General features: G+C 73.2%; 23 protein-coding genes. 6 read left to right on the plus strand and 17 right to left on the minus strand.

Annotated features, from left to right (window positions below; genetic code table 11):
- Positions 1 to 29: 29 nt before the first annotated feature.
- Genes DAE25_RS18720 through DAE25_RS18730 form a run of 3 tightly spaced genes read right to left on the minus strand, consistent with a single transcriptional unit; the run spans position 30 to position 2,423 of the window.
- Positions 30 to 416, minus strand: coding sequence for a VOC family protein (locus tag DAE25_RS18720; protein ID WP_107767648.1), 387 nt, complete (start codon positions 414 to 416; stop codon positions 30 to 32).
- A 43-nt stretch (positions 417 to 459) separates the two neighbouring features.
- A complete protein-coding gene (locus tag DAE25_RS18725) occupies positions 460 to 1,851 on the minus strand; it encodes an amidase (RefSeq protein WP_107767649.1) in 1,392 nt (463 codons plus the stop codon).
- A gap of 26 nt (positions 1,852 to 1,877) precedes the next feature.
- Positions 1,878 to 2,423: an NAD(P)H-dependent oxidoreductase gene (locus tag DAE25_RS18730; RefSeq protein WP_107767650.1), complete on the minus strand. Its 546-nt coding sequence runs from the start codon at positions 2,421 to 2,423 to the stop codon at positions 1,878 to 1,880.
- Positions 2,424 to 2,514: 91 nt separating this feature from the next.
- On the opposite strand from DAE25_RS18730, the gene DAE25_RS18735 reads away from it, so the two are divergent.
- On the plus strand, positions 2,515 to 3,102 hold the full coding sequence (locus DAE25_RS18735; protein ID WP_234411137.1) for a TetR/AcrR family transcriptional regulator: 588 nt from the start codon (positions 2,515 to 2,517) through the stop codon (positions 3,100 to 3,102).
- A 7-nt stretch (positions 3,103 to 3,109) separates the two neighbouring features.
- On the opposite strand, the gene DAE25_RS18740 is transcribed toward DAE25_RS18735, so the two are convergent.
- From DAE25_RS18740 to DAE25_RS23275, 7 genes are all read right to left on the minus strand, one after another.
- Positions 3,110 to 3,472, minus strand: a complete 363-nt coding sequence (locus DAE25_RS18740) for a hypothetical protein (RefSeq protein ID WP_107767651.1) — start codon at positions 3,470 to 3,472, stop codon at positions 3,110 to 3,112.
- Positions 3,473 to 3,481: 9 nt separating this feature from the next.
- Positions 3,482 to 5,062, minus strand: coding sequence for a citramalate synthase (gene cimA, locus DAE25_RS18745; protein ID WP_107767652.1), 1,581 nt, complete (start codon positions 5,060 to 5,062; stop codon positions 3,482 to 3,484).
- Between the two features lie 212 nt (positions 5,063 to 5,274).
- Entirely contained in the window at positions 5,275 to 6,993 is a 1,719-nt protein-coding gene (locus DAE25_RS18750; protein ID WP_107767653.1) for a serine/threonine-protein kinase, read from the minus strand.
- Positions 6,994 to 7,055: 62 nt separating this feature from the next.
- Positions 7,056 to 7,850 (minus strand): AMP-binding protein, encoded by a 795-nt coding sequence (locus DAE25_RS18755; protein ID WP_159083839.1) that lies wholly within the window; start codon positions 7,848 to 7,850, stop codon positions 7,056 to 7,058.
- Positions 7,851 to 7,895: 45 nt separating this feature from the next.
- A complete protein-coding gene (locus tag DAE25_RS18760; RefSeq protein WP_107767655.1) occupies positions 7,896 to 8,975 on the minus strand; it encodes a branched-chain amino acid aminotransferase in 1,080 nt (359 codons plus the stop codon).
- A 22-nt stretch (positions 8,976 to 8,997) separates the two neighbouring features.
- Positions 8,998 to 10,068, minus strand: coding sequence for a 3-isopropylmalate dehydrogenase (locus DAE25_RS18765; protein ID WP_056885675.1), 1,071 nt, complete (start codon positions 10,066 to 10,068; stop codon positions 8,998 to 9,000).
- A 10-nt stretch (positions 10,069 to 10,078) separates the two neighbouring features.
- The gene (locus DAE25_RS23275) at positions 10,079 to 10,216 is read right to left on the minus strand and encodes a hypothetical protein (RefSeq protein WP_157559506.1); all 138 of its coding nucleotides are present in this window, start codon (positions 10,214 to 10,216) and stop codon (positions 10,079 to 10,081) included.
- Positions 10,217 to 10,586: 370 nt separating this feature from the next.
- Here DAE25_RS23275 and DAE25_RS18770 point away from each other — a divergent pair, with 370 nt between their 5' ends.
- Positions 10,587 to 11,153 carry an O-methyltransferase gene (locus tag DAE25_RS18770; RefSeq protein ID WP_107767656.1) on the plus strand — a complete coding sequence of 189 codons (567 nt, stop codon included), beginning with the start codon at positions 10,587 to 10,589 and terminating at the stop codon, positions 11,151 to 11,153.
- Here DAE25_RS18770 and yczE read toward each other — a convergent pair.
- Positions 11,127 to 11,804, minus strand: coding sequence for a membrane protein YczE (gene yczE / locus DAE25_RS18775; protein WP_107767657.1), 678 nt, complete (start codon positions 11,802 to 11,804; stop codon positions 11,127 to 11,129). The genes DAE25_RS18770 and yczE overlap by 27 nt on opposite strands.
- Before the next feature lie 62 nt (positions 11,805 to 11,866).
- Here yczE and yczR point away from each other — a divergent pair, with 62 nt between their 5' ends.
- Complete coding sequence (gene yczR / locus DAE25_RS18780) at positions 11,867 to 13,309, plus strand: MocR-like transcription factor YczR (protein ID WP_107767658.1); 1,443 nt, start codon at positions 11,867 to 11,869, stop codon at positions 13,307 to 13,309.
- A gap of 79 nt (positions 13,310 to 13,388) precedes the next feature.
- On the opposite strand, the gene serA is transcribed toward yczR, so the two are convergent.
- Positions 13,389 to 14,978 carry a phosphoglycerate dehydrogenase gene (gene serA / locus DAE25_RS18785; protein WP_107767659.1) on the minus strand — a complete coding sequence of 530 codons (1,590 nt, stop codon included), beginning with the start codon at positions 14,976 to 14,978 and terminating at the stop codon, positions 13,389 to 13,391.
- A 130-nt stretch (positions 14,979 to 15,108) separates the two neighbouring features.
- Positions 15,109 to 15,657 carry a CGNR zinc finger domain-containing protein gene (locus tag DAE25_RS18790; protein WP_234411138.1) on the minus strand — a complete coding sequence of 183 codons (549 nt, stop codon included), beginning with the start codon at positions 15,655 to 15,657 and terminating at the stop codon, positions 15,109 to 15,111.
- A 53-nt stretch (positions 15,658 to 15,710) separates the two neighbouring features.
- Here DAE25_RS18790 and DAE25_RS18795 point away from each other — a divergent pair, with 53 nt between their 5' ends.
- A complete protein-coding gene (locus DAE25_RS18795; RefSeq protein ID WP_234411139.1) occupies positions 15,711 to 16,955 on the plus strand; it encodes an MFS transporter in 1,245 nt (414 codons plus the stop codon).
- Here the strand turns inward: DAE25_RS18795 and DAE25_RS18800 are convergent.
- Together DAE25_RS18800 and DAE25_RS18805 are read right to left on the minus strand one after the other, a co-directional pair.
- The gene (locus DAE25_RS18800) at positions 16,872 to 17,531 is read right to left on the minus strand and encodes an SDR family oxidoreductase (RefSeq protein ID WP_107767702.1); all 660 of its coding nucleotides are present in this window, start codon (positions 17,529 to 17,531) and stop codon (positions 16,872 to 16,874) included. The two genes, DAE25_RS18795 and DAE25_RS18800, sit on opposite strands and share 84 nt — an antisense overlap.
- Before the next feature lie 22 nt (positions 17,532 to 17,553).
- Positions 17,554 to 19,047: a purine-cytosine permease family protein gene (locus DAE25_RS18805; protein ID WP_107767661.1), complete on the minus strand. Its 1,494-nt coding sequence runs from the start codon at positions 19,045 to 19,047 to the stop codon at positions 17,554 to 17,556.
- A gap of 71 nt (positions 19,048 to 19,118) precedes the next feature.
- Between DAE25_RS18805 and DAE25_RS18810 the strand changes: the two genes are divergently transcribed.
- A complete protein-coding gene (locus DAE25_RS18810) occupies positions 19,119 to 19,694 on the plus strand; it encodes a YdeI/OmpD-associated family protein (RefSeq protein ID WP_107767662.1) in 576 nt (191 codons plus the stop codon).
- A gap of 120 nt (positions 19,695 to 19,814) precedes the next feature.
- The gene (locus tag DAE25_RS18815) at positions 19,815 to 21,515 is read left to right on the plus strand and encodes a sulfatase family protein (RefSeq protein ID WP_107767663.1); all 1,701 of its coding nucleotides are present in this window, start codon (positions 19,815 to 19,817) and stop codon (positions 21,513 to 21,515) included.
- A gap of 2 nt (positions 21,516 to 21,517) precedes the next feature.
- Here the strand turns inward: DAE25_RS18815 and DAE25_RS18820 are convergent, their stop codons facing one another.
- Together DAE25_RS18820 and ilvC are read right to left on the minus strand one after the other, a co-directional pair.
- Positions 21,518 to 22,237 (minus strand): DsbA family oxidoreductase, encoded by a 720-nt coding sequence (locus DAE25_RS18820; protein WP_107767664.1) that lies wholly within the window; start codon positions 22,235 to 22,237, stop codon positions 21,518 to 21,520.
- Positions 22,238 to 22,354: 117 nt separating this feature from the next.
- Positions 22,355 to 23,383, minus strand: a complete 1,029-nt coding sequence (gene ilvC / locus DAE25_RS18825) for a ketol-acid reductoisomerase (protein WP_107767665.1) — start codon at positions 23,381 to 23,383, stop codon at positions 22,355 to 22,357.
- Positions 23,384 to 23,397: the final 14 nt, after the last annotated feature.

Here is a 23,397-nt window from a genome sequence, read left to right on the forward strand (position 1 = left end):
GACGCCCCGGTGCCGGCACGCACACTCGCTCAGGACAACGGCTGGGTGAGGAACCACCGGTGCCCGGACGGGTCGCGGAAGACGGCCACCCTCCCCGCCGGTGGCGAGTCCTCGGGGCCCCGGTCGAGCGTCGTACCGGCCGCGCGCACGCGCTCGCACACCGCGTCGACGTCAGCGACCGTCAGGTGCAGCGTCACCGCCGCGCCACGAGCCGCATCGGGGGCCGCCACCCCGGAGGACTCGAACTCCTCGGACATCATCCAGCCCGCGCCGTCGACGGCCAGCTCGACGTGCCCGATGCGACCGTCGTCCATGACGATCGGCGGGTAGGTCACCTCGGCGCCCAGCACGTCTGCGTACCAGTCGATGGCGGCCCGCGCGTCGCGGACGCAGAGGTACGGCGTCAGCTCGCTCACCGGACCAGCGGACCACGCCCCCGTCCTGCTGTCCACCGCTCGGTCACCAGCCCGGCGGTCGGAGGTGTGCCCACGGGCGGACCTCCTCGAGCTGGGCCGCGGCGGCGAGGAGCACGTGCTCCTCGGCCGGCCGGGCCGCCAGCATGACCCCGACGGGCAGCCCGTCGCCGGTCCGGTGCAGCGGCAGGGAGACGGCCGGCATGCCGGTGACGTTCCAGGCACTGGTCCACGGCGTGAACCGCTTCTGTGCCTCGAAGTCCGCGGCCGGGTCCGCGTCGTCGCGCAGGGCGCCGACGAGCGGCGGCGGAGTCGCCAGGGTCGGGGTGAGCACCAGGTCGTACGGCGCCAGCGCGACGAGGGCGTCGGCGGCGTACTGGCGCATCCGGGCGATCGCGATGCCGAACTCCGGACCGCTCACCGCGCGGCCCCGGTCGGCCAGCCAGCGGGTCAGGGGCCGGAGCAGGTGCTCGGTGCCGGCAGGAGGCTCGGCGAGGGCGGTCAGCACCGCCCAGCAGGTCTCGAAGGTGGCGACCGCCTCACGGGGAAGCGGGACCGGCACGTCCTCGACCTCGTGGCCCAGCCCGGAGAGCAGGGCGGACGTCGCCTCCCACGCCTCGACGCTGCTCGTGTCGACGTCGCTGTCGGTGATGACTGGTGTGATGAAGCGAGCGACCCGGAGACGCCCCGGGTCGCGGTCGCAGGCGTCGAGAAAACGGACCGGAGGAGGTGGGGCCCAGGAGGGATCACCGGGTCGCCGGCCTGCCAGCACGTCGAGCAGCGCGGCGGCGTCGCGCACGGAGCGGGCGAGGGGCCCGGCGGTGGCCAGGCCGGTCGGGTCGCCGTACGCCGGGGCGGCACTGATCCGGCCGCGGGTGGGCTTGAGGCCGACGAGCCCGCAGCACGAGGCCGGGATGCGGATGGAGCCACCGCCGTCCGACCCCGGGGCCATGGGCACCAGCCCCGCCGCCACGGCTGCCGCCGCCCCACCGCTCGACCCACCGGCCGTCCGGCTGGGGTCCCACGGCGTCACGGCGGGGGGCGCGACGTCGGGCTCGGTGTAGCAGGGCGAGCCGAACTCCGGGGTGTTCGTCTTGCCGAGGCTGGGCATGCCCGCCGCCTCGATCGTGAGCACCACGTTGTCGGACGCGTCCGGCACGTGCTCGGCGTAGGTCGCCGAGCCGAAGGTCGTGCGCACGCCCGCGGTCGGGTGCAGGTCCTTGATGGCCGTCGGCACGCCCCACAGCGGGCCGGCGTCCGCAGGCCGGCGGCCCAGGTGCACGGCGTGCTCGCGCGCCCTCTCGGGGGTACGCGTGACGAACGCGCCGACGTGGTCGGCGCGCGCGAGGTAGTGCTCGACGAGCTCGAGCGGGGTGACCTCCCCCTGGCGGACGAGGTCACCCTGCTCGAGGGCGGTCAGGTCGTGGAGTGCGGCCACGCAGGCGACCGTACTCCCCCGTCAGGTCAGGCCGCGGCGTCGTCGCGGTAGGCCACCAGGTCGGCGACGGCGGCGCGGAACTTGGCCAGCACCTCGTCGTCGTTGAGGACGTCCACCTCGACGCCGGGCTGCGAGAGCACGACGGTCTCGATGACCTTGGCGCCGGCGATCGTCGCGGAGTGGCGGGCGTGCTCGTGCGACCACTTGCCGCCGTACGGCGTGGGTGTGGTGCCGACGGCCGCGAAGGGCTTGCCGACGATGGCACCCGCGCCGTAGGGGCGCGAAAGCCAGTCGATCGCGTTGTTGAGCACGGCCGGCATGGTGCCGTTGTACTCCGGGGTGATGACGAGGACGCGGTCGGCGGCGGCGACCTGCTGGCGCAGGTTGACCGCGGCGGCCGGCGGGGTCTCGCCGTCGATCTCCTCGTTGTAGAACGGGATGGCACCGAGGCCCTCCGCGATCTCGAGGGACACGCCCTCCGGGGCGGACGCCTGGAGCACCTCGGCGAGGCGGCGGTTGACGGAGTCGGCGCGGAGGCTGCCGACGAGGACGAGGACGCGGGTGTCAGTCATGCAGGTCTAAACGGACCGCAGTCCGCTTTCATTCCCCCACAACACAAGTATTTCACGGGACCCCTGTGGCGCTCCCCACTAGCCTGAGCCCGTGCCGATCAGCCTCCCGATGGCGGACGGCCCGCCTCCCGAGCGGGCCGACGCCGCACGCAACCGCGAGAGCATCCTCGCCGCGGCGCTGCGGCTGGTGGAGACCCGGGGGGTCGACTGCGTCACGATGGACACGGTCGCCTCCGAGGCCGGCGTCGGCAAGGGCACGCTGTTCCGGCGGTTCGAGAGCCGGGAAGGGCTCATGGCCGCGGTGCTCAACACCTCGGAGACCCAGTGGCAGGCCTCGGTGATCAGCGGCCCGCCTCCCCTCGGACCCGGGGCCCCACCGATGGAGCGGCTGCTGGCCTTCGGGCACTCACGGCTGCACGCCAACCTCATGTCCGCCTCGCTCATCGAGGCGGCCGGCCGGGCGGGCCAGCGGTCGGTCGCGGCGATGTCCTTCGCCAACATGCACGTGCGCTACCTCCTCCGGGAGCTCGGCGTCGACGGCGACCTGCCCCTGCTGGCGACCGCCATCCTCGCTCCCCTCGAGCTGGTCGTGCTGGAGCAGCAGGTCGAGCGGGAGCGGATCCCCGTCGAGCGGCTGGAGGCGGCCTGGGACGACCTGGTGCGCCGGGTCGTGGGCTGACGCAGCCCTAGCCCAGGGCGGAGGACGCGAGGATTGCGCCGAGCACCCAGATCGCGGTACCGACGGCCAGCCCGACCAGGGGCACCCACCAGGCGGAGCGTCGGCGAGCGATCCGGACCATGACCCACACCAGCGTGGCCAGGAAGACGACCGGCGGTGAGACTGCGCCCACCGCGGAGCCGAGGGCGAGCCGGCCGGTGTCGCACGGGTTGTCGCCGACGCAGCCGTCGTAGCCGACTCCGAAGAAGATCCCGAAGAACGACGCGATCGGCACCAGCACGGCGAGGCCGACCATGAGCAGCGCGGTCACGGCGCGCTCGACCGTCGAGGTCTGGCGCGGGAGGTCGTCGTACGGCGCGGGCGCGGTCACCGCGCGAACTTAGCGCTGGTGCCGGCGCAGCCCGAAGGTGAGCCCGTCGACCAGCGCGCCCCAGGACGCCTCGATGACGTTGTGGCCGACCCCGACGGTGACCCACGAGGACTCGCCGTCGGTCGTCTCGATGAGCACCCGGGTGATGGCGTCGGTGCCGTGGCCCTGGTCGAGGATGCGGACCTTGTAGTCGATCAGCTCGAACTTCGCGACCTCGGGGAACGCCTGCCCGATGGCGGTGCGCAGCGCCGCGTCGAGCGCGTTGACCGGCCCGTTGCCCTCCCCCGTGACGACGTAGCGCACGCCCTCGGCGCGGAGCTTGACCGTCGCCTCGGAGACCGCCTCCGCGGCCGGGGAGGTCTCGGTGATGACGCGCCAGGACTCGATGTCGAAGTACGACGGGCGCCGGCCCTCCACCTCCTCCACGAGCAGGAGCTCGAAGGACGCGTCGGCGGCCTCGAAGGTGTAGCCCCGCTGCTCGAGCTCCTTGACCCGGTCGGTCACGCGGGTGACCAGCTCGCGGTCGCCGGAGAGGTCGAAGCCCAGCTCGCGCCCCTTGAGCTCGATGGAGGCACGGCCGGCCATGTCGGAGACGAGCAGCCTCATGTCGTTGCCGACGCCGATGGGGTCCATGTGCTGGTAGAGGTTGGGGTCGACCTTGATCGCCGACGCGTGCAGGCCGGCCTTGTGGGCGAAGGCCGAGGTGCCGACGTAGGGCTGGCGCGAGGCCGGCGGAACGTTCGTGACCTCGGCGACCGCGTGCGCGATCCGGGTGGCCTCGCTGAGCAGCCCGGCCGGCAGCACCTGCCGGTCCAGCTTGAGCTCGAGGTTGGCCACGACCGAGACGAGGTCGGCGTTGCCGGTGCGCTCGCCGTACCCGTTGATCGTGCCCTGCACGTGCGTGGCACCCGCGTCGACCGCCGCGAGGGTGTTGGCGACCGCGCAGCCGGTGTCGTTGTGGCAGTGGATGCCGACGCGCGCGCCGGTGGTCTCGATGACGTCGTGCACGACGTCGCTCACCCAGTCGGGGAGCATGCCGCCGTTGGTGTCGCACAGGGCGACCACCTCGGCCCCCGCCTCGGCAGCGGTGCGCAGCACCTCGAGCGCGTAGGCGCGGTTGGAGCGGTAGCCGTCGAAGAAGTGCTCGGCGTCGAGGAACACCGTCTGCCCGGAGTCGCGGAGGTGGGTGATGGTGTCGCGCACCATCGCGAGGTTCTCCTCCAGCGTGGTGCGCAGCGCGAGCTCGACGTGGCGCTCGTGCGACTTGGCGACCAGCGTGACGACCGAGGCGCCGCTGTCGCGGAGCGCGGCGATCAGCGGGTCGTCGGCGGCGGCGACGCCGGCCCGCCGGGTGGCGCCGAAGGCCGCGAGCCGCGCGTGCCGCAGGTCGAGCTCCTGGGCGGCGCGGCGGAAGAACTCGGTGTCCTTGGGGTTGGCACCCGGCCAGCCGCCCTCGATGTAGCCCACGCCCAGTCCGTCGAGCTGGCGCGCGATCGTCAGCTTGTCGGCGACGGAGAGGTTGAGGCCCTCCTGCTGCGCGCCGTCGCGCAGCGTCGTGTCGTAGACGTGGAAGGAACCCTGCAGGTCCATCGATCTCTTCTCTCGGGCTGGAGCGTCGGTGTGGGGGTACAAAAAAACCTCCCGGGTGCAGGAGGTCGGCGCGGCGGGGGTCCCGTCGCGCTAGGCAATGATGATCGTGGTGCTGCTCACGGCTCCACTGTGCCATGCGTCCCCGGGCGTGGACAGTGATCTCGTCATCCGGTCACCCGCGCGACCGGGCAGGCCCCGCGCGGCGGACGTGGTCACAGCCAGCCGGGCAGGCGTACGTCGGCGAGCGGCCGGTCGGCGGCCGGCGCCCACTGGGTGCCGTTGCTCGACGCCGCGGAGGCGAGGCCGGCGGCCGCGGCCACCAGCACCAGCATGGCGAGGAACCACGGCACGCCCCGGGAGGCCACGGGGTGGCTGAGTCGCTGGACCGGTCGGCGCAGGCGGGAGCTGCCCGGTCCCCACCACATGGCGAGGGCCAGGGCGAGACCGATGACGCCGAGGCTGGGCGTCAGCGAGAGGCCGGCGGCGAAGCACAGGAGCGCCGCCGCCATCGCGAGCCCCAGGCTCCACGTCACGAGCAGCAGCACCCCGGGGACGGCGGCCAGTGCGTGCCACGGGGTGGCGAGCAGCAGCTGCGGGGCGTCGTACCACTTGGTGCCGCGGAGCTGGCGACGGGCGCCGGCGGCGCTGCCCGCGAGCGAGCCGCTGCGCAGCAGCCAGGTGACGACGACGGCGACCAGGGCGGTGACGTAGGGCGCGACCGCGACGCCGGCGCCGACCACGGCTGCTCCCGCGAGGACGAGGGTGCCGCGACGGAAGCGCTCGAGGCCGCCGGCGCGCGGCGGCGGCGCCCACGGGGGTGCCTCGGTGCCGGGCTCGCGGATCGCCTCGGTGGCCCCGTCCTCGGGCAGCACGCGGGTCTCCCGCGGACGGGGCTCGGTCCAGGGAGCGCGGTCCTGCGCCGGAGGCTCGGGAGCGTGCACGGGCGAGGTCGGAGGGGTGGTCACGCTCGCGGCCGGACGGTCCGAGCCGCTCCGCCAGCGGTCCGCGGGGAGCGGCTCGGAGCCCCGGCCGACGACCTCCGTGGTGTCCTGCGTCGACGCCAGCGTGGCGACCGCCATGGGCATCGTGAACGGGTCCGGCTCGCGCACCGCCCGGGACGGCAGCAGCCGGTCGAGCCACTGGCGCAGCTCGGGCAGTGACGGCCGCCGGGACGGGTCGGGGTCGAGGGCCTCCTCGATCGCCGGTCGCAGCACCGGGTCGAGGTCGGCCAGGTCGTGCTCGCCCCGGCGGACGCGGTCCATGACGGCCACCGAGGGGCCGCGGCCGAAGGGCGGGCGGCCGGTGCCGGCGAAGGCGACGGTCGCGGCCCACGAATGCACGTCGGACGCCGCGGTGGCGTCGTCGCCGTACAGGATCTCGGGTGCGAGGTAACCGGGCGTGCCCAGCAGCCAGCCGGTGTGGGTGAGCTTGGGGTCGTCGGCGACGCGGGCGAGGCCGAAGTCGATGAGGATCGGCGTGCGCCCCTCCATCAGCACGTTGGAGGGCTTGATGTCGCGGTGCAGCACCCCGACCTCGTGCACGGCGGCCAGCGCCTCGGCCAGGCAGCTCGCCGCCCAGACGAGGTCGGCGCCGGCGAGCGGGCCCTCCTCGTGGACGTGGTCGTGCAGCGAGAGCCCGGGGACGTAGCGGGTCGCCACGAAGGGGATGTCGCCCCACGGGTCGGCGTCGACGATCTCGGCGACCCGACGGCTCTTGATGCGGCTGAGGCTGTTGACCTCGCGCGCGAGGCGGTGGCGGGCCTCGTCGTCGCCGACGATGTGCGGGCGCAGCACCTTGAGCGCCACCCGCTCCCCGCCGGGGCGACGCGCGAGGTGGACGACGCCCATGCCGCCCTCACCGAGTCGGGTCAACAGCTCGTAGCCGCCCACCCGCAGACCGGGGGGCGCCTGCTCGGGGCGGGACGTGGTCACGCAGGGAGATTACCCGCGCGAGCCCCGTCGGCCGAGGATCCGGCGCCCCGGGGTGCCGGGCGTCACTCCCCCGGCTCGCCGCTCCGGTCCACGCGCACGCCGAAGCCGTGGACCAGCTGGGCGGCGAGCAGCGCATGGCCCTCGTGCTCGTGGAGCGGGGTGAAGAGGTGCCGCAGGCCCTCGTCGCCGCCTTCCGCGGCCCTGCCCTCGAGGACCCACGCCGCATGCGTACGCCGCTCGCCCGCGGCCGTCGGGCCCGCGCCGGGCGCGTGGAGCACGGTGGCCAGGACATCGGGACGCAGCGCGTCGACGCGCCGCGCGATCGTGCCCGGATCCCGGTCGAGAGCGTCCTCGCCGTGCGCGAGCAGCGCCTCGAACGTCATCACCCGGCGGTCGGGGTAGGAGCCGTCGAGGAGCACGACCTTGCGGACGGTCCGGATGTCGCCCCGCACCCGGCGCAGCGTGTCCGCCTGGTCGACGTCCTCGGCCACCACCACGACGGCGCCGGCCCCGTCGATGTGGCGGGCGACCTCCTCGGGCGTGCCGCCCGGGTGGACCGCGACCGTCGTGGCCGCGGCGCACAGGACGGCGAGGTGCGCGAGGACCCAGTCGACGCGGGTCCGGGAGAGGACCACGACCCGGTCGCCCGGCTCCACCCCCAGCCCGGTCAGCCCGGCCGCGAGGGGCTCGACGAGGGCGCGGGCGTGCTCCCACGACACGTCCTCCCAGGCCTCACGCCCCGGGCCACCCACCCGGTGGCGGAAGGCGAGGTCGCCGGGCGAGGAGACCGCGCGATCGCGGAACAGGCGTGCGAGCGTGGCCGGTCCAGCGGTGGTCCCCGTCGCCACCTCGTCCACGTGCAGCTCCCTCGTGCCCCCCGGCACGGCCCTCGGACCGGATCGTCAGCAGACCTGGTGCATCCATCCGAACGTGTCGTCGGCGCGACCCAGCTGGATGTCGACCAGCGCGGTCCGGATGCGCATCGTCAGGTCGGTCGACGCCGGGGCGGGTGCCTCGCCACCGTCCCACTTGAGCGAGCCGACGGGCGTCACCACGGCGGCGGTGCCGCAGGCGAAGATCTCGACGATGTCGCCGCTGGCCACGCCCTCGCGCCACTCATCGATGGAGAACCGGCGCTCCTCGACCTGGTGGCCGAGCTTGCCGGCCAGCTCGATGATCGAGGCCCGGGTGATCCCCTCGAGGATGGTGCCGGTCTCCGGCGTCACGATGCGTCCGTCGGCGTGCACGAAGTAGAGGTTCATCCCGCCGAGCTCCTCGACGTAGCGGCCCTCCTGGGCGTCGAGGAACACGACCTGGTCGCAACCGTGGGCGGTCGCCTGCTGCTGGGCGACCAGCGAGCTGGCGTAGTTGCCGCCCGTCTTGGCGGCACCCATGCCGCCGCGGCCGGCGCGCGTGTAGTCCTCGGTCAGCCACAACGTGACCGGCTTGACGCCGCCCTTGAAGTAGGCGCCGGCGGGCGAGGCGATGACCATGAAGGTGACGTGCTGCGCGGGCCGCACGCCGAGGAAGACCTCCGAGGCGAACATGAACGGCCGCAGGTAGAGGCTCTTCTCCCCGCCGTCGGCGTTGTCGGGCACCCACCGCTGGTCGACGGTCACCAGCGCGTCGACGGCCGCGACGAAGTCGTCGGGGTCGAGCTCGGGGAACGCCAGCCGTCGGCTGGAGCGCACCATCCGCTTGGCGTTCTCCTCGGGGCGGAACGTCCACACCGTGCCGTCGGGGTGGCGGTAGGCCTTCATCCCCTCGAAGGTCTCCTGCGCGTAGTGGAGCACCGCGGTCGCGGGGTCCAGCGTGAGGGGGCCGTAGGGCGTGATGCGGGCGTCGTACCAGCCCTTCTCGGGCGTCCACTCGACCGTGAACATGTGGTCGGTGAAGTGCGTCCCGAAGCCGGGGTTGGCGAGGATCTCGACGAGCCGCCCGTCGTCGACGGGCCGGTCGGTGGGGGTCGTGCTGATGTCCATGGCGTCAGGCTATCCGGATCGGTCAGAGACGGGCAGCGACGGCGTCGCCGACCTCGCTGGTACGACGGGTGGTGCCGGGCGTGCGCTCGGCCAGGTCGGCGAGCACGGCCGCCTCGACGGCCGCTGCGGCCTCGGGGTGGCCGAGGTGGTCGAGCAGCAGCGAGGTCGAGAGGATCGCGGCGGTGGGGTCGGCCTTCTGCTGGCCCGCGATGTCGGGCGCGGAGCCGTGCACGGGCTCGAACATCGACGGCGCCGTCCGGTCGGGGTTGACGTTGCCGGAGGCGGCCAGGCCGATGCCACCGGTGATGGCGGCGGCCAGGTCGGTGATGATGTCGCCGAAGAGGTTGTCGGTGACGATCACGTCGAAGCGGCTCGGGTTGACCGTCATGTGGATCATCGCGGCGTCGACGTGCATGTAGTCGGTGGTCACGTCGGGGAACTCGGTGGCGACCTGGTCGAAGATCCGCCACCACACCGAGCCGGCGTGCACGAGCACGTTGGTCTTGTGGACCAGCGTGAGGTGCTGCCGCGGGCGCCGCTGGGCGCGGGCGAAGGCGTCGCGGACGACCCGCTCCACGCCGTACGCCGTGTTGACGCTGACCTCGGTGGCGACCTCGGCCGGGGTGCCGACCCGCAGCACGCCGCCGTTGCCCGTGTAGGGGCCCTCGGTGCCCTCGCGGACCACCACGAAGTCGACCTCGCCCGGGTCCGCCAGCGGGCTGGGGGTGCCCGGGAAGAGCCGTGACGGCCGCAGGTTGACGTAGTGGTCGAGCTCGAAGCGGAGCCGGAGCAGCAGGCCGCGCTCGAGGATGCCGGGCGGCAGGTTCGGGTCGTTGGGCCTGCCACCGACGGCACCGAGCAGGATCGCGTCGTGCTCGCGGATCTCCGCGAGGACGGTGTCCGGCAGCACCTCGCCGGTGGCGAGGTAGTTCTCCGCGCCCAGGGAGTAGTGGGTCTGCTCGAACTTCACCGGCACGTCGACGGCCTCGAGGACCTTGAGGGCCTCGGGCACGACCTCCTGGCCGATGCCGTCGCCGGGGATGACGGCGAGGGTGACGGTGCCGGACGGGGTGCTGGTGGTGTCGGTGCTCATGCCCGCGAATCTAGTTGTCGTCGGGCAGGCGCCCGCCGTTGTCTCGCAGGTCAAGCGAGGCCTGGACGGCGGCCGTGGTGGCCTCCAGGCTGCGCGGGTTGTCCGGGTTGTGGCTGGCGGGGCCCCAGTCGGGGTACATGTCGTACATGGCGGTCTCCGTGTCGGTCGCGTGAAGTCGTCAGGGTCGGGTGGTGCGGCCCGACGCCCCGGGCGGGGGCGACGACGACTCGTGGATCACACGAGGGCGATGACCAGCGGACTGCGGATCGCGCGAGATGAGCTGGGAGCGAGTCCGCCGCGGGGCGTCAGGGCCTGGAACTTCTGTTCCGAGGCCACTGCAACGCCGAACACCGCGGCGAGGTGGCCTCGGTCAGGCCCCGCCGCGGCAGTCGATGAGTACGAGCTGGCTCCGCATGGTGAGACCGACCGTACGCCGCGCCCCGCGGGAGCGCACCGGGAAATGGCGAACCGCTCACGATGCGAGACGACAGCGTCGCCGTGACAGACTCGGCGGCCTCATGAGTGCCCCACCCGACCTTCCCGAGATCGTGTCCCGTGCCTTCGACGTGTCCCGCAAGGCGGGCTACGTCTCCTTCTGCCGCAACGAGACCGGCCGGCTGCTGGCGACCCTGGCCGCCACCCGGGGCGGCACCCTCGCCGAGTTCGGCACCGGTTGCGGCGTCGGCACCGCCTGGCTGCGGAGCGGCGTGCGCAACGGCGCCCACATCCTCACCGCCGAGCGCGACCCGCGACTGGCGACCGCCGCGGCCGAGATCTTCCGCGAGGACGACCACGTCGAGGTGCTCGAGGCCGACTGGTCGCTGCTGCACGAGCGCGGCCCCTACTCGCTCATCTTCCTCGACAGCGGCGAGCCCGAGGCGGTGCGCGTGGACGCCGTGGTCGACCTCCTCGAGCCGGGCGGCATCGTCGTGCTCGACGACTTCACCCCCTGCGAGATGTGGCCGCCCATCACCTACGGGCGGGTCGACACCCTGCGCGAGGAGTGGCTCACCGACGAGCGCTTCACCGCGGTCGAGGTGATGATCGCGCCAGACGCGTCAGCCCTGATCGCCACGCGGCGCTGACACGTCGACCGTGCACCATGGCAGCATGTGCTGGGCCAGCGGGCCGATGGCGAGCGCGTAGAGCACGGTGCCCACGCCGAGCGCTCCCCCGAGCAGCAGGCCGATGACCACCACGGTCACCTCGAGGCCGGTGCGCACCAGGCGCAGCGACCACCCGGTGCGCCGGGCGAGGCCGGTCATCAGCCCGTCGCGCGGGCCCCGGCCGAACTGCGAGCCGATGTAGAGCGCGGTGGCCAGTCCGTTGAGGACGATGCCGCCGAGCATCAGCGCCACCCGCAGCCCGAGGGAGTCGGGCTCCGCGAGCACCGCGAGGGTCGCGTCGGCGGCGACCCCGACCATCAGCGCGTTGGCGACGGTGCCGATGCCGGGCTTCTCACGCAGCGGGATCCACAGCAGCAGCACCAGGAAGCTGAACAACACGACGGCCTGCCCGATCGTCATCGGCACGTGCAGGATGAAGCCGGAGTGCAGCACGTCCCACGGCGCCAGGCCGAGCGCCCCGCGCACCATCATGGCCAGCGACGCGCCGTACAGCGCGAGGCCGAGGAACAGCTGCGGGAGGCGACGGCCGAGACGCCCGGCGCGGAGCTGGGCGACGGGACCGAGGTCGACGAGGGCGGGCCGGAGCCGGGGCGTGGTGGTGCTGCTCATGAGGACCAGTGTGCCGACAATTGGCCTTCTCCTCGATAGCCAATCGTGGGACAGTGGCCTGCATGAGCCGGACCATCACCGCCGCCCGCGTGGCCACCCTCGTCGGGACCCTCGGGTCGGACGACCGCCCGCTGTACGTCGAGCTCGCCGAGCAGCTGCGGCTGCTCATCGGCGAGGGCCGGATCCCCGCGGCCACCCGGCTGCCCAGCGAGCGCGAGCTCACGGCGGCGCTGGGCGTCAGCCGGACGACCATCACCCGGGCGTACGCCGAGCTGCGCGAGCGTGACTATGCCGAGTCGCGGCGCGGCTCCGGCACCGTCACCCGGCTGCCGCTGCGGGCCGAGTCGGTCACCGACCGGGTCTTCGCCCCGTGGTCGCAGGACCCCGACGTCATCGACCTCAACTGCGCCGCACCGAGCGCCCCGGCCGGCGTCGCTGCGGCGTACGACGCGGCGGTCGGCGAGCTGCCGGCGTACCTCTCCAGCCACGGCTACTACCCCGCCGGTCTCCCCCGCCTCCAGGCCGCGGTCGCGGCGACGTACGACGAGCGGGGGCTGCCCACCACGCCGGAGCAGATCATCATCACGGCGGGCGCGCTGGGCGCCGCGGCGATCGTCGCGCAGGCGCTCACCGCCCCCGGCGACCGGGTGGTCGTCGAGGACCCCGTCTACCCCAACGCCACGCAGGCGCTGAGCCACCGCAGCGCCCGGCTCGTGCCAGCGCCGGTCGACCCCGGCGGGTGGGACATCCCGGCCACGGCCGCGATCATCCGCCAGGCCGCGCCGCGGCTCGCCTACCTGGTGCCGGACTTCCAGAACCCGACGGGCGGCCTGATGAGCGATGCCCAGCGGGAGGAGTACGCCGCCGCGCTGCGCCGCGCCCGGGTGGTCCCGGTGGTCGACGAGGCCCACCAGGCCCTGGCCCTCGACGGGCAGGAGATGCCGGCGCCGTTCGCGGCGTACCTGCCCGGGACGGTGACGATCGGCAGCGCCAGCAAGCAGTTCTGGGGCGGCCTGCGGCTGGGGTGGCTGCGGGTGCCGGAGACGATGGTGCCGCAGCTGCTCCACGCGCGGATGAGCCTGGACCTGGGCGCCCCGCTGGTCGAGCAGCTCGCGCTGCTGCACCTGCTCGAGCACCGGCACGCCGTGTGGGCGGCCAACCGCGAGCGGCTGCGGACCCAGCGCGCGGCCCTGCTCGACGGCCTGTCCGACCTCTTGCCGGAGTGGGACTTCGTGCGGCCCGGGGGTGGGCTCGCGGTGTGGTGCCGGCTGCCGCAGCCCCGGGCGTCGGCCCTGGTCTCCGAGGCCGAGCGGCGCGGGGTCGTCGTCGCCGCGGGCCGGGTCTTCGCCGTGGAGGGCGGGCTCGAGCACCATGTGCGGATCCCCTGGACCCGGTCGACCGACGAGCTGGAGGTCGCGGTGGAGCGGCTCCGGGGCGCGTGGGACGTGGTGGCCCAAGGCCGCGGGGGCGACGGCGGGGCGGCGGACCGCCTCACCGTGGCCTGACGCGGGGTAGTCCGTGACGAGGGGACCCCGGAACGAGCTCCGGAGGGGTCCGATCGTCACGGACTACCCCAGCAACGGGTCAGACGAGGTCGACGGCGCGCACCGAGACCGCGTCGATCGCGGCGTCGATCTCGGCCAGGGTCTCGGCCGGGATGGCCGAGTCGACGGACAACGCGACCAGCGCCTCGCCGCCCTTGTCGGTGCGCGAGACCTGCATCCCGGCGATGTTGACCGAGGCGTCGCCGAGGATCCGGCCGACGGTGCCGATCATGCCGGGACGGTCGGCGTAGGTGAAGAACGCCAGGTGGTCGGTCGGCTCGATGTCGATGTCGAAGCCGTTGACCTCGACGATCCGCTCCTTCTGGTTGATGCCGATGAGCGTGCCGCTCGCCGACACCTGCGAGCCGTCGGCGAGGGTGCCGCGGATCGTGATGAGGTTGCGGTGGTCGGGGCTCTCGGCCTCGGTGACGAGGCGGACGGCGGTGCCGCGCTCGGCCGCGAGGAGGGGCGCGTTCACGTAGGACACCTGGTCCTCGACGATGTCGGAGAAGACGCCCTTGAGGGCGGCCAGCTCGAGCACCTTGACGTCGTACTCGGTGATCTCGCCGCGGACCTCGACGTCGAGCTGCTGGGCGACCTCGCCGGCCAGCGCGGTGAAGACGCGGCCGAGCTTCTCGGTGAGAGGGATGCCGGGACGCACGTCCTCGGCGATGACGCCGCCCTGCACGTTGACGGCGTCGGGCACGAGCTCGCCGGAGAGCGCGAGGCGCACGGACTTGGCGACGGCGATGCCGGCCTTCTCCTGGGCCTCGTCGGTGGACGCGCCGAGGTGCGGGGTGGCCACGACGTTCTCGAGCTCGAAGAGCGGCGAGTCGGTGCACGGCTCGGAGGCGAAGACGTCGAGCCCGGCGGCCGCGATCTGGCCGGTCTTCAGCGCGTCGTACAGCGCGGCCTCGTCGACGATGCCACCGCGGGCGGCGTTGACGAGCACGAGCGAGCCCTTGGCCTTGGCGAGCTGCTCGGCGCCGATGAGACCGACGGTCTCGGGCGTCTTGGGCAGGTGGACGCTCATGAAGTCGGCCTCGGCGAGCAGGGTGTCGAGGTCGACCAGGCGCACGCCCATCTGGGCGGCGCGGCCGGCCTGGACGTAGGGGTCGTAGGCGATGACCTTCATGCCGAAGGCCGAGAGGCGCTGGGCGACGAGGACGCCGATGCGGCCCAGGCCGACGATGCCGACGGTCTTCTCGTAGAGCTCGATGCCGGTGTACTTGGAGCGCTTCCACTCGCCGTTCTTGAGCGCCGCGTGGGCGGGCGAGACGTGGCGGGCGGCGGCGAGCATCAGCGCGACGGCGAGCTCGGCGGCGGAGACGATGTTGGACGTCGGCGCGTTGACGACCATGACGCCGGCCTGGGTGGAGGCCTTGACGTCGACGTTGTCGAGGCCCACGCCGGCGCGGGCGACGACCTTGAGGTTGCGCGCGGCGGCGAGCGCCTCGGCGTCGACCTTGGTCGCGGAGCGCACCAGGATCGCGTCGACGTCGGCGATCGCGGGGATGAGCTCGGCGCGGTCGGCACCGTTGCAGTGGCGGATCTCGAAGTCCGGGCCGAGCGCCTCGACGGTGGCGGGGCTCAGCTCTTCGGCGATGAGTACGACGGGGCGTGAAGTCACAGCTGTGTTCCTCGTGGGTCGGTGCGGGAGGGCCTGCACGACGCTGTGCGTCTCCGACCCTAACCCACCGTCGGTGACGTGCGGACATCGTCTCGGAGGCGATCGGACGTCGCGCCGGAGGCCATCGCGCTCAGGGCCGGGAGCGGTCCCGGTGGGCCGCGGCCTTGACCCGGTTCTGGCACCGCGTGGAGCAGAAACGACGGCCCCCGTTGCGCGACGTGTCGGTGAAGACGCGGTCGCAGGGGGCGGCCTCGCAGACCCCAAGCCGACCGCCCCGGTCGCTGCCGAGGGCGAGGGCGAGGCCGGCGGCGAGGCCGGCCGCCCACCCCCGCGCGACGGTCTGGTCGGGGCCGTGGAAGTGGAGGTCCCAGCCTGTCTCGGTGTGGATGAGCCGGGGGCGGGCCTCCGTCCGCTCGAGCAGGTCGTTGACCCGCGCGGCGGCGGCGTCGAGGTCCCCGGACGCCGCCGCGACGTACACCGCGCGCACGTCGGCCGCGACCCCGGCCAGCAGTGCCGCCGTGGCCGGCGACACGGTAGGCCGATAGTCGTCGCGGGTGAGCGCGTCGCGGACCGCCTCCTGCAGCTCCCGGCCCGTCGGTGCCCCGACCGGGTCGGTGCCGTCGTGGCCCGGGGTGGTCGCGTTGACCAACGCCACCCCGGCATCGAGAAGAACCGTCACATGACTGTCGAACAACATTTGACCAGTCACTCCTGTCGTCGTACGGTCACCGCATGATGACTGACGATAACCCAGACACCAGTCACGACGCTCCACTCCCCCGTGCGGTCCGTGCCCTCGTCGCAGCCCGGGTGGTCAACCGGCTCGGCGCCTTCGCGCTGCCCTTCACCGCGGCGATCCTGGTGCAGGACTTCGGCACGTCGGTGACGACGGCCGGCCTGGTCGTGGCGTCGTTCGGCCTCGCCTCGATCCCCTCCCGGCTGGCCGGCGGGGTGCTCGCCGACCGGTGGGGACGGCGGCCGACGATGCTGCTCGGGCTCGTGGGCTGCGCGGTCGCCCAGCTGGCCTTCGCCGCCTCGCCGACGCTGCTCGCTGCCGCGCTGTCGGTCACGCTCCTCGGCCTGGTCTTCGAGCTCTACGAACCGCCCAGCCAGGCCATCGTCGCGGACCTCTGCCCCCCGGAGCAGCGCCCCCGGGCCTACTCCCTGCTCGGCACCGCGCTCGCCGTGGCCGGCGTCGTCGCCGGGTTGCTCGCCGCGGGCCTGGCCGCCTTCGACCTGCGCTGGCTGCTGGTGGCCGACGCGGTCTCGTGCCTCGCCGCCGCCGTGGTCGTCGCCGTGGTCGTGCCGTCGGGGCGCCCGTCGTCGGGCCGCGGCACCGCGGTCGGGAGCCCGTGGCGCGACCGCCGGCTGCTGCTCATGTGGCTGGCCGGCACCGCCTTCGCCACGCTCTACATGCAGGCGATGGTGGGCCTCCCGCTGACGCTGCTCGAGCGCGGCCTGCCCGCCGGGCGGATGGGGTGGCTGCTGGCCGTCTCCGCGCTGGTCATGGTGCTGGCCCAGCGGGCCACCCGCGGCTGGTCACCGACTCCGTTCCGCGCGATGGCCGTCGGATACGCCCTGCTCGCGGTCGGGATGGGCCTGGCCGGGGTCGCCGACGCCACGGCCGGCTTCGTGGTGGCCGTGGCGATCTGGAGCGTGGGCGACCTGCTCCTGCTCGGGCACCCCTTCGCGGTGGTCGCGGGGCTCGCGCCGCAGGGAGGCAGCGCGCGCTACCTCGCGGCGTACGGCACCTGCTGGGGCGCCGCCTCGGTCATCGCCCCCCTGGTCGGGACGCGACTGCTCGCGATCGACCCGGCGTGGCTGTGGGGCTGCTCGGCCGCGATGGCACTGGCGCTCGCGGTCCTGCAGCCCCTGCTCGGTCGGGCGGTGGCGTCAGCCGCCGACGCGGGCGACCTCGTCGGCGACCGGGGTGTCTCCGGAGACGAGGTCCCACTGGGCGCCGATGCCCGCACCTGAGTCGACGACCTCGGCGAGCACGGCAGCGACGTCGGCGCGGGGCACCTCGGCCCGGGACACCCGCTCCCCCAGCTCGACGCGCCCGGTGGGCTCGTCGTCGGTCAGTCGACCCGGCCGCACGATCGTCCAGTCCAGGCCGCTGTCGCGCAGCGCCGCGTCGGCGTCGCGCTTGGCCTCGACGTACGCCGCCCAGACCGGCTCGGTGTCGTCGGGGACCGGCTCGTCGACGTTGATCGCCGACACCTGGACGAAGCGGGTGATCCCCGCGGCCCTGGCCCCGGCGATCGACTTGAGGGAACCCTCGAGGTCGACGGTCCGCTTGCGCTCGATGTCGCCGTCGGGGCCACCGCCCGCGGCGAAGACCACCGCGTGCGCACCCTCGAAAGCGGCCGCGAAACCGGCCTCGTCGGCCTGCTCGATGTCGAGCATGCGGACCTCGGCCCCGGCGGCCTCCAGGTCGGCCCGGTAGGACTCCGAGCGCACCAGGGCAATGGGGGTGTGGCCCCGCTCCACGAGCAGGGGGTGCAGCAACCGGGCGATCTGCCCGTTGCCTCCGACGACGGCGATACGACTCATGCCCTCCACCGTGCCAGAGGGGTCAAGCGCGCGCGACCCGCTCCTCCTGGCGCGCGACGGTGCCGCGGCGGGCGACGTAGGTGACCGCGAAGCCGAGGACCAGGGCGAGCAGCACACCGAGGTTGGCGTAGGGCCAGTTGCCCTCCCAGAAGCCCTCGGACTCCACATAGGTGCCGAGGCCGAGCGGCTCCAGCAGGTAGCCCTGCCAGTTGTTCCACGAGGCGGAGGTGGCGAAGTTGTTGACGACGAGCCCCCAGCCCAGCACGGACGCCACGACCATGGTGCCGAGGGAGACCCAGTCGTAGGAGCCGTAGCGGCCCGAGGCGTCGAACAGCGCCTCGTCGTCGTAGTCACGCTTGCGCAACGCGATGTCGGCGATCATGATCCCCGCCCACGCGGCCAGCGGGACGCCGAGCGTGATCAGGAAGCTCTGGAACGGCTCGATGAAGCTGGTCGCGACGAAGACGACGTAGATCGTGCCCAGGGTCAGGATGATGCCGTCGACCAGGGCGGCGGCGGGGCGCGGGATCCTGACCCCGAGGCTGAGCAGGGTGAGGCCGCTGGAGTAGATGCCCAGCACCGCGCCGCTGACCAGGGCGAGGATCGCGGCCAGCAGGAATGGCACGAGGAACCACGTCGGCAGCAGCGTGCCGAGGGTGCCGATCGGGTCGGAGACGATGCCGGCGGACAGCTCCTCCGACGAGCCGGCGAGCAGGAGCCCGAAGACCACCAGCAGCACCGGGGCGATCGCGCCGCCGAGGGTGTTCCAGCCGACGATGGCCGCCCCCCGGGCGTCACGGTGCTGGTAGCGCGACCAGTCGGCCGCGATGTTGATCCAGCCCAGGCCGAAGCCGGTCATCACCATGACCAGCGCGCCCACCATCTGCTGGGAGCTGCCGCCGGGCAGGTCGCTCACGGCCGTCCAGTCGATCTCGTCGAGCGTGAGGGCGACGTAGATGACCGTCGCGATGCCGGTGATCCAGGTCAGGACCGACTGCATCCGCATGATGATGTGGTAGCCCGCGACGCTGGCAGAGACGATCATCAGGGCCACCACCACGGTGGCCACGACCTTGGTGGTGGTGCCTCCGGACCAGCCGAGCTGGTCGAAGATCGTGGCCGTGGCCAGGACCGCGAGGATCGCGAGGAACGTCTCCCAACCGATCGAGACCAGCCACGAGACGACGCCGGGCACCTTCTGCCCGTTGACCCCGAACGCCGCCCGGCTGAGGACCATGGTCGGCGCCGAGCCGCGCTTGCCGGCGATCGCGATGACCCCGCAGAGCGCGAACGAGACCACGATCCCGACGACGCTGACGACGGCCGCCTGCCAGAAGGAGATGCCGAAGCCGAGCACGAACGAGCCGTAGCTGATGCCGAAGACGCTGACGTTGGCCGCGAACCACGGCCAGAAGAGGTCGGACGGGCGGGCCGTGCGGGCCGCCTCGTCGATGATCTCGATGCCCGTCGTCTCGACTCCGAGGGCGCGGGTCTGCTCCAGCGTGCGGTCGCTCATGGGCTCATCGTGCCGTACGCCGCGCACGTCGCGCGCTCGACGTCACGCCCACCCGGTGCGAGGCTGCGCGCATGGGTGTGCAGGACGACGCGGAGCACGTCGAGCCGGGAACCGTGGACGAGTGGGCGGCCTGGCTCGCGGAGCACCACGACGGGGGTGTCGGCGTGTGGCTCGTCTCTCCGAGGCGGGCCGCCGACCGCGCGGTCTCCTACGAGGTCAGCGTGATCGAGGCGCTGCGGTGGGGGTGGGTCGACTCGACCCAGAAACCGGTCGACGACGTCCGCACGAAGCAGTGGTTCGCGCCGCGTCGTCCGACGAGCATCTGGACGCGACCCAACAAGGCACGGGTCGCCCGCCTCGAGACCGAGGGACGGCTGGAGGCTCCGGGGCGGGCGGCCGTCGAGGCCGCGCAGGCCAACGGCAACTGGACGCTCATGGACGACGTCGACGACCGGGTCGTGCCGGACGACCTCGCTGCGGCGTTCGAGGCCCGTCCCGGCTCGCGCGAGCACTGGGACGCCTTCTCACCGTCGGCGCAGAAGCAGATGCTCGCCTGGGTCGTGATGGCCAAGCGGCCGGCGACGCGGGCCCAGCGCGTCACGGCGATCGCCGAGGCCGCGGCCCGCGGCGAGAAGGCCGTCGGCTGAGCACCCCGGGCGCACCCACAACAGGGGAAGGTTCTCGCTGGACGCACCGTCGACGGCGGACGGCGCGTAGCGTCGTACGGGACTGAGCGCCCGCTCGTGCCGCCCGGCCAGGGGGCAGTCATGCGGCTCGATCCGCACTTCAGGAGGACGGCAGCCAGGTGCTGCCTCCCCGGCGCACTCTCGGCGCTCCTGCTCCTCGGCTGCTCGCCGGCCGGGCCGCTACCGCTGGCGGTCGAGACCGCGGGCGCGACGACCAGGCTGTCCGGCGCAGGTGGACCGGCGCCCAACATCGTCGTGGTGATGGCCGACGACATGCGCTTCGACGACCTGCGCTTCGCCCCCGGGCTCCGGAGGCTGGCCCGGACCGGCGTGACGTTCGAGAACTCCTTCTCCTCCTTTCCGCTCTGCTGCCCCGCGCGCGCTTCCTTCCTGACCGGTCAGCTGCCCCACAACCACGGCGTCCTCTGGCACGGCAAGCCGCAGGGCTACCGCGTGTTCGACGACTCACGCACCCTGGCGACCGCGGTCGGGGAGGCCGGCTACCGCACGGGATTCGTCGGCAAGTACCTCAACCGGTACGGCCTCGACCCGTCGCGCGTGCACGGGACCCCGTCACACCGGTACGTGCCGAACGGGTGGACGGACTGGTACGCGACCTTCGAGGACCCGGGGGTCCCGGGCGTCCTCGGTGACGCCTACGACTACTACTCGACGCCGTTCAACATCAACGGCTCGTGGAGGAACCACGTGGGGCGCTACCAGACCGAGGTGGTCGGCGCCTACACCCGCACCCTCGTCAGGAAGTACCACCGCCAGCCCGATCCGTTCCTGCTCTACGTCAACTACCTCGCCCCGCACAGCGGCGCCCCTCGGGAGGCCGACGACCCGCGCGGGGTCCGCGACCGGGCCGGACGGAGGGTGCGGATCTCCACGCCGGCCCGCCCGGGCCGGGTCCGGGGTCGCTTCGACCACGTGGTCGACCGTGCCTCCGGGGTGCCGCGCGGTGGCGGGGCCGTCGAGCCCGATGTCTCGGACAAGCCGCCGTTCGTGCGCCGTCGTCGCGACCTCTCACCCACAGAGCGCGCAGCGGCCCTGCAGATCACTCGTCAGCGGGCGGAAGCGATCCTCGCCATGGACCGGGACATCGCGCGGACCGTCCGGACGTTGAAGCGGAGCGGGGAGTGGGCCGACACGGTCTTCGTCTTCACGTCCGACAACGGCTACCTCCTGGGTGAGCACCGCCTCATGCAGGCCAAGGTCCGAGGCTACGAACCGTCGCTCCGCGTCCCGCTCCTCGTCACCGGCCCCGGTCTGCGCGACGGCTCACGGCGCTACGACCCGATCACGACGGTGGACCTGACGGCGACTCTGCTGGACATCGCGGGAGCCGCGGCGCCACGACCGGCCGACGGCGTCTCGCTGCTCGACGTGCTGGACGGCAGCGACACCGGCTGGGTGCGGGCGGTGCCCGTCGAGTCGGCGTACGGCGTGCAGGAGGTCGGGTCGGTATTCGGCACGGGCGACCACCGTCGCAGCGTGGGCGTGCGGACGTCGCGCTTCAGCTACACCGTCTACAGCTCGGGCCTCCGGGAGCTCTACGACCTCTCCCGCGACCCGCACGAGCTTGAGTCCGTCGCCGGCCGCCCGGCGTACCGGACGGACCGTCGCGCGCTCCAGGGCGTCCTGGACCGGCTCGAGGACTGTCGCGGGAGCGGGTGCCTGGTGCCCCTGCCCGACCGACTGGCGGTCGACGCCGCCACCAACCGACGTGCGTCGCGACGGTGGCTCACCGAGCACCGGCGCCGCTACGGCTGGCAGTGACGTCAGACGGCACACCCGTCGGGGCCGCACGCCTCGCCCGACTCCCCCACCGTGCCGGCGACCATCTGCACGGCCGGGGTGCGCTCGGACCACGCCCGCTCGAGCACCTGCGTGAAGGTGTCGACCGGCTGGGCGCCGCTGACGCCGTACTTCTCGTCGATCACGAAGAACGGCACCCCGGTGGCGCCGAAGCGCTGGGCCTGCTCGATGTCGGCCCAGACCTCGTCGGCCAGCTCGTCGCTGCCGAGCACCCGGTCGACGGCGGTCGCGTCCACGCCGGCGCCCACGGCGACCTCACGGAGCACGGCGTGGTCGGCGACGTTGCGGGCCTCGACGAAGTACGCCGAGAGCAGCGCCTCCTTGAGTGCGCCCTGGAGGGCGGAGCCACCCTCGTGGTGGGCGAGGTGGAGCAGCCGGTGCGCGTCCATGGTGCCGACGCGCAGCGAGTCGTGGTGGCGCCAGACCATGCCCTCCTCGGCGGCGACGGCCTCGACCCGGTCGATCATGTCCTTGCCGGCGTCCGGCCCGCCGCCGTACTTGCGGCCCAGGGCCTCCGCGACCGTCTCGACAGGAACATCGGGGGCGCCGGGGTCGAGCTGGAAGGAGTGCCAGACGACCTCCACGTCGTCGGCGTGCTCGAAGCTCGCGAGCGCCGTCTCGAGGCGGCGCTTGCCGATGAAGCACCAGGGGCAGACCACGTCGGACCAGATGTCGATGCGCATGACGGCTGCAACAGGGGCCGGCACCGCGGTGTTCCCGGCCGGGTCGGTGAGGTGGGTCTCGGACGCACGAGGGGCCGCCCGCCGGACGGGTGTCCGGGGGCGGCCCCTCGAGGTGGGTCAGCGGGTCGCGGTGCCCTCGACGTAGTCGGAGTCGTGCGACTTCACCCAGGCCATGAGCTTGCGGAGCTCGCGGCCGGTGGACTCGATCGGGTGGCTCTCGCCCTTGGCCCGCAGCTCCTTGAACTCGGGGCCGCCGGCGTCCTGGTCGTCGATGAAGCGCTGCGCGAACGCACCGTTCCTGATGTCCTCGAGCACCGCCTGCATGTTCTCCTTCACCTGCGGGGTGATGACCCGCGGACCGGAGACGTAGTCGCCGTACTCGGCCGTGTCGGAGACCGACCAGCGCTGCTTGGCGATGCCGCCCTCGTACATGAGGTCGACGATGAGCTTGAGCTCGTGCAGGCACTCGAAGTAGGCGACCTCGGGCTGGTAGCCGGCCTCGATGAGGGTCTCGAAGCCGTACATCACCAGCTGCGACGCGCCGCCGCACAGGACGGCCTGCTCGCCGAACAGGTCGGTCTCGGTCTCCTCGGCGAAGGTGGTCTTGATGCCGCCGGCACGCAGGCCGCCGATGCCCTTGGCGTAGGACAGGGCAAGCTCCCAGGCCTTGCCGGAGGCGTCCTCCTCGACGGCGACGAGCACGGGCACGCCGCGACCGTCGACGTACTCACGGCGTACGAGGTGGCCGGGGCCCTTGGGGGCGACCATGAAGACGTCGACGCCCTCGGGCGGGGTGATGTAGCCGAAGCGGATGTTGAAGCCGTGGCCGAAGACGAGGGTGTCGCCCGGGGTCAGGTGCGGCTCGATCGACTCGGCGTACACGTGGCGCTGCACCTGGTCGGGGGTGAGGATGACGATGACGTCGGCCTCCTCCACCGCCTCGGCGACGTCGAGGACCCGCAGGCCCTCGGCCTCGGCCTTGGCGCGGCTCCTGGAGCCCGGGGCGAGGCCGATGCGGACGTCGACGCCCGAGTCGCGCAGGCTCAGCGCGTGCGCGTGGCCCTGGCTGCCGTAACCGATGACGGCGACGTTCTTGCCCTGGATCAGGGACAGGTCGGCGTCGTCGTCGTAGAACATCTCAGCCACTGGTGGCTCTCCTT

This window comes from Nocardioides terrigena (assembly GCF_003047265.1).
Taxonomy (GTDB): Bacteria; Actinomycetota; Actinomycetes; order Propionibacteriales; family Nocardioidaceae; genus Nocardioides; species Nocardioides terrigena.